The following is an 11,763-nucleotide window of genomic DNA, read 5'->3' on the forward strand; positions in this document are numbered from 1 at the left end:
CGTCAAGCGTACGCGGGAGCGACCCATCTCCCGTGCGCATGGGCGGTCGCGACGGTGCGCGCCTGAGCGAACGAGGCCCCCACGCGCACCTGCACGTCGGGCAGCCCTCGCACGGGTTCCATCCCGAGCCGGAGCACACGCCGGTGCCGGGAGATCGCCGCCACTGCCGCGTCGATGCGCTCGTGCACCTCCGGCGGCGCCTGATACAGCGCGACGGTGTGCCAGATCACCATGGGTCCCGGCGGCAGTCCCGCCTCGACCTCGCCGAGCATCCGCGCGGCGTCGCCGGCGATCATCGCCACGTCGACGTTGCGACGCGCCTCGATCGCGGCGCGCAGGCGCGCGAGCCGATCCTGATGTTCCGGCCACACGAGCGCCTCGAGCCACGCGGCCTGGTAGGGATCGGTCGCGTCCACGGGGCTGAGGTCGATGCCGGTGCGCGTCGCGAACATCGGCAGCGCGCTGACGGGAGGTCCGTCGCCGCGCCACTCACAGTGGAGTTCGGGCGCTCCCGAGCCGAGGAGTGTCGTTCCTCCCGTCCACGTGTACCGGTACGAGAAGCGGTCCAGGCACAGGTTGAGCCCCGCCGAGGCGCCGAGGTCGACCGCATGGACGGGCTCGTCGCCCGCAAACGCGGCCACCCACGGCAGCAAGACAGCGGCCCTGCCCGTCTCGTTCGTCTGGGTGCGTCGCGCGCTCGCCTCGGCGACCACCGCATCGGCCCTCCCCACGACGTAGGCGCGTAGCGCGGCATACGCTGCGGGTCCGGGCGTGCGCGGCTGAGGCGTGAGATGCGGGTACCACGCGGCAAGCGGGTCGTCGGCGTTGAGGCGCAGCTTGACCGCGCCGAGCAGCAGGTTCATGGGCGGCACGCCGGGGATGCGCGCGAGTACGGCGAGCAAGTCCGGATCGTCGGCGATGGCGAGCGCAAAGTGGCGGTACAGCGGAGAGTCGGCTGCGCTGTCGGCCCACCGGCGCGTCTCCGCGGCGACGGCGGCAAGGTCACCGTCGCGCGCTCCGGACCAATCGTCGAGGTTCATTCCTCGTCCCGCGCCGATGTCATAGGGCGAGGCTAGCGTGGCCTCATGATCACACGGGTCGAGGTGCAATCGCTCAGGATGCGCGCGCTGCTGCTCGCGGGCAATCCGCGCGACTCGGTGGCGGACGTTGTGACCCACCTGGGCGCCATGCAGGCGCAGGACCTCGCGAGCGGCCTGTGGTCGTTGGGGATGCGACTGCGGGGGGCCGGTGGCTCGGCTGGCCCGGGCGGCGCCGTCACCCAGGCTCTGGTCGAGGAGGCGCTCGAGCGGCGCGAGGCGCTGCGCACGTGGCCCATGCGCGGCACGGTTCACCTGGTGCCGGCGCGGGATGCGGCATGGATGCTCGCGCTGATGGGCGTGAAGCCCCTGCGGGACGCGGCGCGTCGCCGGGCGTTCCTGGGGATCGACGAGCAGACGGTGGAGCATGCCAACGCGGCGCTCGAGGAGGCGCTCGCGGGCGGGGGTCGGCTTTCACGCGCGCAGTGTCTCGAGGTGATCGCGGCCGCCGGCGTCGAGGCTCCCAGGCAGGTGGGCTATCACCTGCTCTGGTATGCCTCGCAGGTGGGCCTGACCTGCATCGCGCCGCACGTGGACGGCGAGCAGACGTTCGTGTTGCTGCGCGAATGGGTGCCGGACCACGTCGAGCTCTCCCGCGAGCAGGCGCTCGCGACGATCGCCCGGCGCTACGTGCGCTCACATGGCCCCGTCACGGTGAAGGACCTGGCGCGGTGGACGGGCCTGGGGGTGCGTGACTGCCGGGCCGGTGTGGCGGGCGCGGGAGACGACGTGGCGGAGGTGGCGACGGAGGAGGGGCCGATGCTCGTGTCGGGCGACGTGGCCGCGTCGCTGTCGGGAGGGGTCACGCCCGTCGAGGGGTGGGTCATCCCCCCGGGTTTCGACGAGTTCATGCTCGGCTACGGGGACCGCTCGGCGTTCTTGGACGACGGCCACCTCGAGGCCGTCGTGCCGGGAAGCAACGGCGTGTTCCGCGCGACGCTGGTGAGAGACGGCCGCGTGGTGGGCACCTGGAAGCGATCCCTCAAGGCGCGCCGGTGCGTGGTCGAGGTCGCGCCGCTGGTGCGACTGGGCGCGGCCGCACGGCGCGAGGCGGAGTCCGCATTCGCGCCCTACGCGGGGTTTGTGGGTCTGCCCGTGGAGGTCAGCTGGGCAGCGTGACCGTGGCCGCGGATGGCCGCCGGACCAGCGCCCACACGAGCGGGAGGAGCAGTAGCGCGCCCGCGATGGCGAGTCCCGTGTAGCCCAGCTGCGCGAGGGCGACGCCGGAGAGGGCTCCCGCGCTTGCACCCGCGAGCCCCATCGTGAGGTCGGCGACGCCCTGGATGTCCGTGGGCGCGGCGTCCCCGTGGTGGGACAGCACGGCGATGAGGGTGGCGGCGGCGACGGTGACGGCCGACCACCCGAAGCCGATGAGTACGAGGCCGACGGTGACCCACACCTCTGCGGCGCGGTGCGCGCCGTGGCCCTGATCAATGACACCCGAGGTCGCGGCGCCCGCGCACCCGGCCAGCAGCACAGCGACGCCGACCCCCACAACGGCTCGCGCACCCCACCGGTCCGTGAGCCACCCGAACAAGGGCGCCAGCATGTACATGCCCGCGACGTGAGCGCTGATGACGATGCCGATGAACGTCAGCGTGGAGCCATGGCCGTGCAGGTGGACCGAGCTCATCGCCATCACGCCCACCATGACGGCGTGGCCGCTCGCCATGGCCACGAGGCCCAGGCGCCCGTCCGGGTGCGCGAGGAGGCTGCGGAGGGTTTCGCGGATCTTGCGGCGCGGAGGTGCGGTCGCTGGCCGGACCCCGCGCAGCAGCAGCACGATGACCAGGGCGGCCGTGAGGAGCGCCACGAGCGCGAACACCCACGAGCCGCCCAACGGGATGATGCCGAGGGCCTCACCCACCCGGGTGCCGGGGTCGATGAGGTTGGGGCCCACGATCGCGCCCAGCGAGGACGCCCACACGACGATGGACAGCACGATGCCGCGGTGGGTGTCGGCCACCCCATCGGTGGCCGCAAAACGCGCCTGGAGTCCGGCCGCCATGCCCGCTCCGAGCAGCAAGCACCCCAGGATGAGAGCGGGCAGCGACGCGATCGCGGCCGCTGTCAGCGCGACGGCCGCGCCAGCGGCCGCGAGGGCGAAGCCCGAGGCCAGCGCGGTGCGCCTCCCGGCGCGCCCTGCGAGCCGGGCCAGCGGCACGGCCATGAGGGCCGCGCCGAGCACGTTGGCGGTCTGCGGCAGGCCCGAGTAGGAGGCCGTCCCTGAAATCTCCTCGGCCAGAAGACCACCCACCGCGATGGCGGAGCTCACGCCCACGCCCGCGACGAGCTGCGCGGACGCGAGGATCGCGACGCGGGAGCGAACCACCCCGGTACCGCCAGCGACGCTGCCGGGACCGGCGGACGTGGTCATGCCCAGACGAGACCCTGGCTCGGGTCCTGCATCACCCGGCCCACATCCGCCAGCACCCGCGCACCCAACTCGCCGTCGATGAGGCGGTGGTCGAAGCTCAGCGCGAGCGTCGTCACCCACCTGATCGCGATCTCGCCCTCGTGCACCCACGGCTGCTGGCGCACCGCGCCAAAGGCGAGGATCGCCGACTCGCCGGGATTGAGGATGGGCGTGCCGGTGTCAATGCCGAGCGGCCCGATGTTCGTGATCGTGATGGTGCCGTCGCTCATCGCGCGCGGCGACGTCGACCCGTTGCGTGCCTCGGCCGTGAGGTTCTGCAGTTCGACGGCGAGCGCGTGCAACGGCAGGCGGTGGGCGTCCTTGATGTTCGGCACCACCAGGCCGCGCGGGGTCGAGGCCGCGATGCCCAGGTTCACGTAGTGCTTGTAGACGATCTCGCGCGCGGACTCGTCCCACGCGGCATTGACCTCGGGGTGGCGTCGCACCGCGAGCAGCAGCGCCTTCGCGACAATCAGCAGCGGGGTGACGCGCACGTCGGCGAAGTCCCGGTCCGCCTTCAGGCGCGCCACCAGGTTCATCGTCTCGGTGACATCCACGGTGAGGAACTCCGTGACGTGGGGCGCCGTGAAGGCGGACTGCACCATCGCGTCGGCGGTGCGCTTACGCACCGACTTCACGGGCACGCGCGTGGCGCGACCGTCGCGGGTGGTGGTGCCCGAGGCCAGCCACGGCTGGTCGTCTTCGGGGTACGTCGCCAGCGTCTGCGCGGCGGTGGCCTTGACCTGCTGCTCCACGTCCTCACGGGTGACGAGCCCGCCCGGGCCGGACGGCGTGACGGTGGTGAGGTCCACGCCCAACTCCTTGGCGAGCTTGCGCACCGGGGGCTTGGCGAGCACGGGGTAGTCGCCGGACGCCTCGAAGCCGCCGATGGGCTCGAGCGAGCCCTCGACGCGCTCGCGCCGGGTGGCCGATCCGGCCTTGACGCCGTAACCGACCAGCACCGCACCGGAGCCTTCCTCGGAAGGTGCGGCGGCAGCGGCACTCGGCGCAGGCGCGCCAGCCCCCGCAGAGGTCGCCGACTCCTCGGCAACCGGGGACGGCTGCTCAGCCACGGCATCGGCCGCCGCAACGGGCTCGGACGGCTCCGCGGGAGCCGCCCCGTCGGGGTCCACGTCGACCTCGAGGATCGGGACGCCGACCTCGACGGTCTCGCCCTCCTCGACGAGCAGCTTCGTGACGACGCCGGAGAAGGGGCTCGGGAGCTCGACCAGCGACTTCGCGGTCTCGATCTCCACGATGGGCTGGTTGACCTCGACGGTGTCTCCGACGGCGACCGACCACGTGACGATGTCGGCCTCGGTCAGGCCCTCGCCCGCGTCGGGCAGGTTGAACTGCTGGTAGGTAGGCATCGCGGTCCCCTCAGTGGGCCATGACCTTGTCGACGGCATCGAGGACGCGGTCGAGGCTGGGCAGGTAGTCGTGCTCGAAGACGGCCCCAGGGTAGGGGGTGGAGAAGCCGCCCACGCGCAGCACGGGCGCGTGGAGGTGGAAGAAGGCCTGTTCGTGCACGCGGCTCGACAACTCGGCGCCCGAGCCGAACGACGTGGGCGCCTCGTGCACCACGACCACGCGGCCGGTCTTGCGCGCCGACGTCACGACGGTGTCGGAGTCGAGCGGCGAGATGGAACGCAGGTCGATGACCTCGACGTCGGTGCCGTCGTCAGCGGCCACCTGAGCGGCCTGGAGGGCGAGGCGCACGGTGGGGCCGTAGGCGACGACCGTGACGTCGGATCCCTCACGGGCCACGCGGGCGCGGGACATCTCGGCGGTGCCGGTGGAGGCGCCGGACGCGGCGTCGAGCTGGGCCTTCACGCGGGTCGGGTCGACCTCGCCCTTGTCCCAATAGCGCGCCTTGGGCTCGAAGAACATCACCGGGTCGGGCGAGGCGATGGCCTGCTGGATCATGTCGAACGCGTCCTGTGGCGTGGCCGGGGACACGATGCGCAGGCCCGCGGTGTGAGCAAACAGCGCCTCGGGGCTCTCGGAGTGGTGCTCGACGGCGCCAATGCCACCGGCGAAAGGCACGCGGATCACCACGGGCAGCTGGATGGCGCCGCCCGAGCGGTAGTGCATCTTCGCCAGCTGCGTCGTGATCTGGTCGTAGGCGGGGAAGATGAAGCCGTCGAACTGGATCTCGATGACCGGCCGGTACCCGCGCATCGCCATGCCAATGGCGGTGCCGACGATGCCGGATTCGGCGAGCGGGGTGTCCATCACGCGGTCGTCCCCGAAGTCCTTGTGCAGGCCGTCGGTGACGCGGAACACGCCGCCGAGCGCGCCGATGTCCTCGCCCATCAGCAGCGTCTTGTCGTCGCGCTCCATCGCCGCACGCAGACCGGCGTTGATTGCGCCGGCCATGGTCATGGTGGTGGGCGCGGGGCGCGCGGCGCTTGCCGGCTTGCCGGGGGCCGATGCCGTGGCCGGCTGGCCGCTCGCCGTCGCCGGGCGCTCGTCGAGGGTCGTCATCGGGTCGCCTCCTGATCCGCGAAGGAACGCTGGTAACGGTCGAACCACGCCCGCTCCGCCTCCACGCTCGCATGCGGCTCCGCGTAGACGTGGTCGAACATGCCGAGGGTGTCGGGCTTGGTCCAGGCGCGCACGGTGGTGCGGGTGCGCTCGCCGAGGGCCTTGGCCTCCGCCTCGACCTCTGTGCGGAAGTCGTCGGAGAGCTCCCCGGTGGAGGTGAGGTAGGCCTCGAGCCTCGCGATCGGGTCGCGCTCGGCCCACAGCTGCTCCTCGGCCTTGGGCCGGTACCGGGTGGGGTCGTCGGACGTGGTGTGGGCGCCCATGCGGTAGGTGAAGGCCTCGATGAGCACCGGGCCCTGGCCGCTGCGGGCGTGCTCGAGGGCCCACCGGGTCACCGCGTGCGACGCGATGACGTCGTTGCCGTCCACGCGCACCGAGGGGATGCCCACGCCCTTGCCGCGGTCGGCGATGGGCACGCGGCTCTGGCGCGTGGCGGACTCGGAGATCGCGTACTGGTTGTTCTGCACGAAGAACACGACGGGGGCGTCGTAGACGGACGCGAAGGTGAGCGCCTCGGCGACATCGCCCTGGCTGGTGGCGCCGTCGCCGAAGTAGGCGACGACCGCGCCGTCCTTGGCCGGATCGCCGCTGGCGACCAGGCCGTCCTTCGCCATGGCCATCGCGTACCCGGTCGCGTGCAGCGCGTGCGAGCCGATCACCAGCGTGTAGAGGTGGAAGTGGTGCTCGGCGGGCGTCCAAGCGCCGTGCTGGAGGCCGCGGAAGATGCGCAGCACCTCCACGAGGTCCACTCCGCGCGTGAGCGCGACTCCGTGCTCGCGGTAGCTCGGAAAGACAAAGTCCTGCCCGTTGAGGGCGTGGCCCGAGCCGATCTGCGCGCCCTCTTGGCCCCACGACTGCACCCACAGGCCCAGCTCGCCCTGTCGCTGCAGGCTCGTGGCCTCTTTGTCGAACGCGCGCACGAGGGTCATGTCACGCCACATGGCGCGCAGGTCGTCCGCGGTGAGGTGGTCGGCGTAGGGGTCGAACTGCTCGTGGGCCGTGCGCTGACCGTCTGCGGTCAGCAGCTGCACCAGGCCGTCGGTGGAGAGGGGTCCTCCTGCGCTCACGCGTGCCTCCTTCTGCTGCGGCGGGGCACGCGGTCGGCGGCACCTCCGGTCGTAACTTACGCAAGCGTAGGCTACGGCACCGTAGGTTTCAAGACGAAGGGGTGGTGTCGCGCGATCGAGGGCGCCGCCGCGCCACTGCCACTGCGGCGCCGAGGCTCCTCATCGCCGCCCGACGCCACCATACGTCGGCGGCGCCGAGCGCCTGCGCCCTGCGCCTGGCACGCCCGAGTCCCGCTCTGGGCCCGCGCTCCCTCTGCGGTGCGGGTCTCGCCGCCCGCAGCCGCGCAAGCACGGCGGGGTTGGCCGCGAGCGCCTCCACGTGGGCCACCCAATCCGAGGCCTGGGCGCCGTGGAAGTAGTTGGCGGCGAGCCAGTCACGGCGCGGCTCGAAGAAGCGCAGTGCGCGCAGGTCGTCCAGCGTTCCCACGAGGCCGCTACCAGCGAAGACGAGGTTGAGGTTCTCCTCGTCCACACCGAAGTCCCCCACGATGAGCACCGGCACGCCTGCGGCGAGAGCCTCGAGCGCGGCCGTCGAGCTGACCGTCACAAGGCCGCGCGCGTGGACGAGGTGATCGGCGAGCGCGCCCCGAGCGAACTGCAGGTTCGCCGGAAGCGGCCCCGCATCCTCCGCGAGGTGCGGGAACGATGCGAACTCGCGGTGCGTCTGGGCCTCGTCGTCCCCGCCGCGCAGTTTCACCACGACAGCCACCTCGGGGTGGGCGCGGGCGGCGTCGATCAGGCCGTCGAGCAGCCGGCGCCTGTCCGCCACCGTGCGTGGCACCAGGGCCTGTGGAGCAAACACAAGGGCGCCCTCACGCACGTGGCGGTCCGGGAGGGGCTCCGCGTACCCGGTCGCGGCGGCAAGGCTCGCCAGACCCCACCGCTGTGAGCCCTCCGTCACGCGCTCCTGGCAGGCCTCCCGTTCCCGCTCGCTATGGACGACCATCACATCGACGTCCGCGCGGAACGCGAGTCCGCGTTCGGTGGGCGGGAACCACAGCCCCGGAATTCCGGCGGCCACGACGGGTCGGTGTGCCGCGTCGGCGAGTACCGTCGAGAACAGGTGCGAGATGAGCGGTCCCCGGCACGCGAGCAGGACCAGGTCGATGCCCCCCGCGATGATCCTGCCGACATCCGCCACGCTCACGACCTCGACGTCCCGCCACCGTCCCGCGACGGCGTCGTGGCGCTGCCGCGGGCTCGGGGTGACGGCGTTGGCGACGACAACCACCTCAACATCCCAAGCGGGCCACAGGTCAAGAGCCCGGGACACGGCCCACTTCAGGTACGAATCCGAGTCCGCAACGACGAGGGCCTTCACGGTCCGACCCTACGACGCGACGTGACGTGTGTGTTCAGTGGGCTGAGTCGTGTCACGCCGCGAACCGGCGTCGCCACGAGAGGGGCAGCCATCTCCCCCAAGGACGCAACATCCGTGCGATCCGCCCGGAGGCGGCGCCGCCGGGAAGATCGAGCGCCGTCAGACGCTTGCGGTAGAAGTACCGCTCCCGATCGGCCCGTGACATGTGCGCAAGGGTCGCGACGGCCTCGTCTCGCCTGTGCTCCAAGTGGCGCGCTTGCATCGCGTAGCTGACTGCCACCACGAGCGCCTGGAGACGAGGCACCGTGCCATAGTCCTCCGTGCGCCGCGTCAACGCATCAATGATGGTGACCGGCACGCGGTTGCTGTTCTGGAACGGAGTGAGGGTGGCTAGGAGCTCCTCGGTCGCGTACGACTCGATCGGGGTGCCAAAAAGCGCTCGCGCGGTCACCAACGCCGTCGAGAATCCCGCGACAATGACGACGCATGGCACGCGCGCCAGCAACACCTCCGCTGGTGTCGCGTCCTCCCACGTCACGAACTGCGCCCCCCACGATTCGGCGGCGTCACGATACGTCGTCAGCAGGGCCGGCGATGCCGCGGGGTGCGGCTTGAAGACGAGGCGACGCGCGCCGGCGTCGAAGGCGGTGCGCAGCATGCCGATGTGAGCGTCCTCCTCCTCCTGCGGCGTCCACAATCCGAGCGCTGAGAGGTACTGCCCGAACACCATCGCGGTCGGCACGCCGGAGGGCGGCACGGCCGCATCGATCGCGGGCGCGCACACCTGCGCCATCTCATCGATGACGACGCGAAAGGCGTCCAGCGACACTGGGCGGTGAGGGATGTCGAGTTCCTCAAAAAGGAGGGGACTGAGCCCGGCGACTAGGTCGAGGTACACGAGCGACGTGATGCGCTGTGCCACCTGAGGAGGCTGTGTAAAGCGCGTGGGACCAAAGCTCATGAGGCCCTCGCTCAGGACTACCAGCTCGCTGTCGCTGAAGATGCGGGCCAGGCTCGAGGCCGGCGGCACGTGAAGAGATTCCGTCACGAGCTGGACCGTCTGCGTGCCAAGCCCCCATAGCGAGCGGAAATGCTGCTCATGCATCGCGAGGTCGTCGTGGCGGGGCCGCCACGAACTGGGGTGCGCCTGAACAAGTGCCTCGTTGAGGTCCACCACGCGGTCGAACCTTTCGAGCACCTTGCGAGCGCCCGGGATGCGGTGCAGGGGCTGCACCACCTCCGGGACCGCGGCGTTGTTGGACACCACGAGGATGCGCGTGACGTCTCGCGGACCCAACAGGCCCTCGTCGATCGCGGCAGCGGCGGTCATCGCGCTAAACAAGGTGGAGGCCATCACGAGCTGGATCATCGCTTCACGCTCCTGCGGATCTCGGCGGGTACGTAGTGGCGAAGCCGCTCTCGCCGCGACGGGGAGAACTCCGCCCACTGCTGCGCGAGCACCTCCTGATCGACAGAGGCGAAGAGCGTTCGCACGCCCCTGTCGAGGTCGCGACGCAGGGGCCGCGCCATGCGGGACGCGCGGCCCAGGTGGTGCGCGGCGATCGCCGACATCTGGCGCACGAACTTCGGGCGCCACCGCGGCGCCTCGTGATCGGCCTCCACGACCTCTCGGGCGAGGTCAAAGGCGCGGACAAAGTCGAGTTGCCGGGCATCGAGGATCTGAGTGAGGGACGTCGCACTGCCGCGCCGGTAGAACAGGGGCGGCGCATCGACCACGGCGAACGTGTCCGCCTGCAGATGAAGTCGCCAGATCCACGGCCGGTCCTCGGCCGTCGCAAGGCCCTCGTGGAAGTGGAGCAGTCCGCGCTCCAGCAAGCGACGGGTGAACATGCCCGCCCACGCATACGGGTAGTCGACCATCGTGGCGTGGTCGTGCGGACCAACCGCGGTGCGCGGGGAGCAGACCTCTCCGCGCGGAAAGAACGGCACGGTGTGCCGCACCCGGGACCTGCCGCGTGCGATGAGGTGGTCGGTACGCACGAAGTCGCATCCGAGGGTGTCGAGGTGACCGGCGAGGATCGCGAGCCGACCCGGTGCGAGCCAGTCGTCGCCGTCGAGGAAGACCAGGCGGTCGCCCTCGGCGGCCTCAAGCCCGCGGTTGCGCGCCGAGGCTAGCCCCACGGGTTCGTCGTGGGTGATGACGGTGAGGTCACCGATCCGCTTCGCATAGTGCGCGAAGACGTCACCGGTGCGGTCGGTAGAACCGTCGTTGATCCCGATGACCTGAAGATGGCCCACGGTTTCCTGCTGACGGACCAGGCTCTCGAGGGTGACTCCCAGGACGTCTTCGCCGTTCAGCACCGGCACGATGACTGTGATGTCAGGGCGCGTCATGACAGCCGCGCGCCCTGCGAACGCTGGGGCCACCGCGCAGGCGCGGCGACCCCAGCAGCGAGCGTGATCGTGCGGTGCGAGTGCTTACGCACCGACCCGACGCAGCTTGCTCAACGGAGCGAGCTCACCGGGGAACACACGCTTCACGCCATCACCGAGGCCCTGCTCGATGATGCGGATGTCACGCACGAGGGTCTTGAGACCGCCGGGCTCGAGTGAGGCCGCGTGATCGGAGCCCCACATGGTGCGGTCCAGGGTGATGTGACGCTCAACGGCGACGGCGCCCAGGGCGACCGCGGCGACGGAGATTTGCAGGCCCGGCTCGTGGCCCGAGTAGCCCGTGGGCAGGCCGTAGCGCTCCGCGAGCGTAGGAATCATGAGGAGGTTGGCCTCCTCGGGAGGCAGCGGGTAAGTCGAGGTGGCGTGCAGGATCACCAGGTTGTCGGTGCCGAGCGTCTCGACAGCGGTGTCGATCTGCTCGATGGTCGACATGCCGGTGGACAGGATGACGGGCTTGCCGGTCTCCTTGATGCGGCGCAGCATGCCCAGGTCGGTGACGGACGCCGAGGCGATCTTGTACGCGACGGTGTCCATCTCCTCGAGGAAGTCCACGGCGGGCTCGTCCCACGGGGAGGCGAACCAGTCGATCCCGCGGGCCTTGCAGTAGGCGTCGATCTGCGCGTACTCGTCCTTCTCGAACTCCACCTTGTAGCGGTACTCGAGGTAGGTCATGGTGCCCCACGGGGTGTCGCGCGGGGTGTCCTTCATGTGCTCCGGCGTGGAGATCTCGGGCGTGCGCTTTTGGAACTTCACCGCCTGGCAGCCGGCCTCGATGGCGACGTCGATCAGACGCAGGGCGTTGTCGACCGAACCGTTGTGGTTGAGTCCGATCTCCGCGATCATGTAGACCGGCTGACCGGGTCCTACCTTGTGGGCGCCGATCTGTACTGCTTCAGCCAT

The 11,763-nt window shown here is 70.9% G+C and carries 10 protein-coding genes; 1 reads left to right on the top strand and 9 read right to left on the bottom strand.

The annotated features are described in order from the left end of the window. Positions 1–2: 2 nt before the first annotated feature. Positions 3–1,040 carry a DUF2332 domain-containing protein gene (locus B7K24_RS01850; protein WP_084128304.1) on the bottom strand — a complete coding sequence of 346 codons (1,038 nt, stop codon included), beginning with the start codon at positions 1,038–1,040 and terminating at the stop codon, positions 3–5. Positions 1,041–1,085: 45 nt separating this feature from the next. Between B7K24_RS01850 and B7K24_RS01855 the strand changes: the two genes are divergently transcribed. Further along, entirely contained in the window at positions 1,086–2,216 is a 1,131-nt protein-coding gene (locus B7K24_RS01855; protein ID WP_084128306.1) for a winged helix DNA-binding domain-containing protein, read from the top strand. On the opposite strand, the gene B7K24_RS01860 is transcribed toward B7K24_RS01855, so the two are convergent. From B7K24_RS01860 to B7K24_RS01895, 8 genes are all read right to left on the bottom strand, one after another. After that, positions 2,200–3,474: an MFS transporter gene (locus tag B7K24_RS01860; RefSeq protein WP_084128308.1), complete on the bottom strand. Its 1,275-nt coding sequence runs from the start codon at positions 3,472–3,474 to the stop codon at positions 2,200–2,202. The two genes, B7K24_RS01855 and B7K24_RS01860, sit on opposite strands and share 17 nt — an antisense overlap. Further along, positions 3,471–4,883 (bottom strand): dihydrolipoamide acetyltransferase family protein, encoded by a 1,413-nt coding sequence (locus B7K24_RS01865; RefSeq protein WP_084128310.1) that lies wholly within the window; start codon positions 4,881–4,883, stop codon positions 3,471–3,473. Before B7K24_RS01865 ends, B7K24_RS01860 begins: the two co-directional genes overlap by 4 nt. 10 nt (positions 4,884–4,893) lie before the next feature. Continuing rightward, complete coding sequence (locus B7K24_RS01870; RefSeq protein ID WP_084128312.1) at positions 4,894–6,000, bottom strand: alpha-ketoacid dehydrogenase subunit beta; 1,107 nt, start codon at positions 5,998–6,000, stop codon at positions 4,894–4,896. Beyond that, entirely contained in the window at positions 5,997–7,127 is a 1,131-nt protein-coding gene (pdhA, locus tag B7K24_RS01875) for a pyruvate dehydrogenase (acetyl-transferring) E1 component subunit alpha (protein WP_084128314.1), read from the bottom strand. The genes B7K24_RS01870 and pdhA overlap by 4 nt, the downstream gene beginning before the upstream one ends. Before the next feature lie 88 nt (positions 7,128–7,215). Next, positions 7,216–8,448, bottom strand: coding sequence for a DUF6716 putative glycosyltransferase (locus B7K24_RS01880; protein ID WP_084128316.1), 1,233 nt, complete (start codon positions 8,446–8,448; stop codon positions 7,216–7,218). Positions 8,449–8,500: 52 nt separating this feature from the next. Continuing rightward, the gene (locus B7K24_RS01885; RefSeq protein ID WP_084128318.1) at positions 8,501–9,817 is read right to left on the bottom strand and encodes a polysialyltransferase family glycosyltransferase; all 1,317 of its coding nucleotides are present in this window, start codon (positions 9,815–9,817) and stop codon (positions 8,501–8,503) included. After that, complete coding sequence (locus B7K24_RS01890; protein WP_084128320.1) at positions 9,814–10,803, bottom strand: glycosyltransferase family 2 protein; 990 nt, start codon at positions 10,801–10,803, stop codon at positions 9,814–9,816. The genes B7K24_RS01885 and B7K24_RS01890 overlap by 4 nt, the downstream gene beginning before the upstream one ends. 84 nt (positions 10,804–10,887) lie before the next feature. After that, positions 10,888–11,763 carry an N-acetylneuraminate synthase family protein gene (locus tag B7K24_RS01895; protein WP_084128322.1) on the bottom strand — a complete coding sequence of 292 codons (876 nt, stop codon included), beginning with the start codon at positions 11,761–11,763 and terminating at the stop codon, positions 10,888–10,890.

Origin of the sequence: Demequina sp. NBRC 110055, from assembly GCF_002090135.1 — a bacterium.
Lineage (GTDB): Bacteria > Actinomycetota > Actinomycetes > Actinomycetales > Demequinaceae > Demequina.

What these genes read in the sequence shown, in the direction of transcription:
- B7K24_RS01895 (WP_084128322.1), bottom strand. Translation starts at nt 11,763, where the DNA reads ATGGCTGAAGCAGTACAGATCGGCGCCCACAAGGTAGGACCCGGTCAG.
- B7K24_RS01850 (WP_084128304.1), bottom strand. Translation starts at nt 1,040, where the DNA reads ATGAACCTCGACGATTGGTCCGGAGCGCGCGACGGTGACCTTGCCGCC.
- B7K24_RS01890 (WP_084128320.1), bottom strand. Translation starts at nt 10,803, where the DNA reads ATGACGCGCCCTGACATCACAGTCATCGTGCCGGTGCTGAACGGCGAA.
- B7K24_RS01855 (WP_084128306.1), top strand. Translation starts at nt 1,086, where the DNA reads ATGATCACACGGGTCGAGGTGCAATCGCTCAGGATGCGCGCGCTGCTG.
- B7K24_RS01885 (WP_084128318.1), bottom strand. Translation starts at nt 9,817, where the DNA reads ATGATCCAGCTCGTGATGGCCTCCACCTTGTTTAGCGCGATGACCGCC.
- B7K24_RS01870 (WP_084128312.1), bottom strand. Translation starts at nt 6,000, where the DNA reads ATGACGACCCTCGACGAGCGCCCGGCGACGGCGAGCGGCCAGCCGGCC.
- B7K24_RS01865 (WP_084128310.1), bottom strand. Translation starts at nt 4,883, where the DNA reads ATGCCTACCTACCAGCAGTTCAACCTGCCCGACGCGGGCGAGGGCCTG.
- B7K24_RS01860 (WP_084128308.1), bottom strand. Translation starts at nt 3,474, where the DNA reads ATGACCACGTCCGCCGGTCCCGGCAGCGTCGCTGGCGGTACCGGGGTG.